The sequence below is a fragment of the Thalassobacillus sp. CUG 92003 genome (genome assembly GCF_013618635.1).
Taxonomy (GTDB): Bacteria; Bacillota; Bacilli; order Bacillales; family Halobacillaceae; genus CUG-92003.
Window position 1 is genome coordinate 1 of the sequence record NZ_JABLSJ010000028.1, and the last position, 2,000, is coordinate 2,000.

Sequence of the window (2,000 nt, forward strand, 5' to 3'; positions counted from 1 at the left end):
CCCCCTCGTATAATACTTATAAGAGCTCTTCCTAGAGGAATTTCCAGTTGGATCCGGATCCCAAGAAAGCCTCTTTGTATGTTTGATCCATGCATGTAGATGGTGACCCTGAGTTGGCTTTTGCTTCCTCATTCACACCTGTTATAAAACTTTGGCTGTTTGCCCTCGTGGATGAGGAAGCGAAGCCTCTCAAATTCAATGAATCTTAATGCTTTCTCGGAGGAAGTGGCCTTCCTCCAGCTTATTAATAATGCCTAAAACTTTATATAGAGAAATGTCGGAGGATGGGTGATGATCCATAGTGTTCCTCCGGCATTTATTTTTTCTAGATTTTCAGACCTGCCTGCCGGACAATAAAGGGGACAAGTTTTTTTCAGGAGATAGCTACGCCCCCTTGCGGCCGTTATGGACTGCTTGTTTAGCCTGCTACCCATCGTTCATCACGAAAGGTCTAACCACTAGTTGCGCCGTATCGAAGAAGGAATGTAGCGATGAAGGGACCTTTTCGATAACGAGTGCTGATGACGAGGAAGACGTCGATGATTCCGGTGGGCACCCAGGTCTGAAAGAATCTTGATTACTGATGATGAGGAGGTGATTGGTATGTCTCAATTGCTTGTCGGTATAGACGTAAGCTTAAAATCTCATCATGTCCATTTCATGAAAGAGGATGGAGCTTCGCTCCAAGAATTCTCAATCCCAAATAATCAAGAAGGAGCGAGACTCTTACTTCAGAGGGTCATGACCTACCGAGAAAAGGCAAAGGTGAAAGATGTGAAGATTGGGCTCGAAGCCACATCCAATTACGGTTGGCATCTCGCCCATTTCCTCCATGACCACTTATGTTCATCTGCCGATGAATCCCTTTCTCCAGCCATTTACGTTCTTAACGCGCGAAAAGTCAGTCGTTTCAAAAAGGGCTATGATACGCTGCCCAAGAACGACCGAGTCGATGCCTGGGTCATCGCGGACCACTTGCGATTCGGACGTCTGCCCCACGCCATGAAAGAAGCTGCTCAGTATGAAGCCCTCCAGCGATTAACGAGGACACGTTTTCACCTCGTGAAAGACATCGCTCGCCATAAGACCTATGTCATGAACCAGGTCTTCTTAAAATTTAGCGGGATCACTCAAGAGTCCCCGTTCTCCAATACCTTTGGCGTGACCAGTATGGCGGTGATTCAAGAACTCGAACCGGAGGTCATCGCTCAAATGTCGCTGGAAGAACTCATGGATTTTATTCAGGAGAAAGGAAACAATCAATTTCGAGAACCTGAAGAAGCTGCCAAATTCCTTAAAAAGATCGCTCGTGATTCCTTCCGGCTTCATCCAAACATGGAAGACGCCGTGAATGTTTCGCTAAGTATCATGTCCAGCACGATTCTACACTTGACTTCCCAAGTGAAACGCTTAGATAAAGAGATTCAAAAGGTGATCAAAGCCATTCCGGAAACGTTGACTTCTATTAAAGGTATTGGTCCCGTGTTTTCCGGTGGTCTAATCGCAGAAATCGGAGATATTCAACGATTTAAAGATCACCATGCCCTCGCCAAATATACGGGATTGGTATGGAGTCAACATCAATCAGGCGAGTATGAGTCGGAAAGCACTTCTCGTATGCGAACCGGAAATAAGTATCTGCGATACTATCTGATTCAAGCTGCCGATACGATTCGAAAGCATGATTCGGAGTATCGAGCCTTCTATCAGAAGAAGTTTCATGAAGTACCAAAGCACCAACACAAACGAGCCCTCGTCTTAACCGCAAGAAAATTGGTCCGGTTGGTTTACTCGCTACGGAAAACCAACCAACTCTATCTTCCACCCGAAAGGAGGAACTCTTAATTTTAGAGAGCCATCCACGGGTTCACCCACTTCCTTTTTTTAACAGAAGAAAGGAAGCTTCTTTAGTGATGGGTTTTCTAGATTTCTCTTACGTCCCTAGCAAAATAATTTCCAATTCCATATCAATTTACAGTTGACATTACACCACTAGGCTA

General features: G+C 45.1%; 1 protein-coding gene. It reads left to right on the forward strand.

From position 1 onward, the window contains the following. Positions 1 to 603: 603 nt before the first annotated feature. On the forward strand, positions 604 to 1,845 hold the full coding sequence (locus HOP45_RS20370; protein ID WP_181351314.1) for an IS110 family RNA-guided transposase: 1,242 nt from the start codon (positions 604 to 606) through the stop codon (positions 1,843 to 1,845). Positions 1,846 to 2,000 lie beyond the last annotated feature (155 nt).

Coding starts and splice junctions, on each gene's coding strand:
- HOP45_RS20370 (WP_181351314.1), top strand. CDS start 604: ATGTCTCAATTGCTTGTCGGTATAGACGTAAGCTTAAAATCTCATCAT.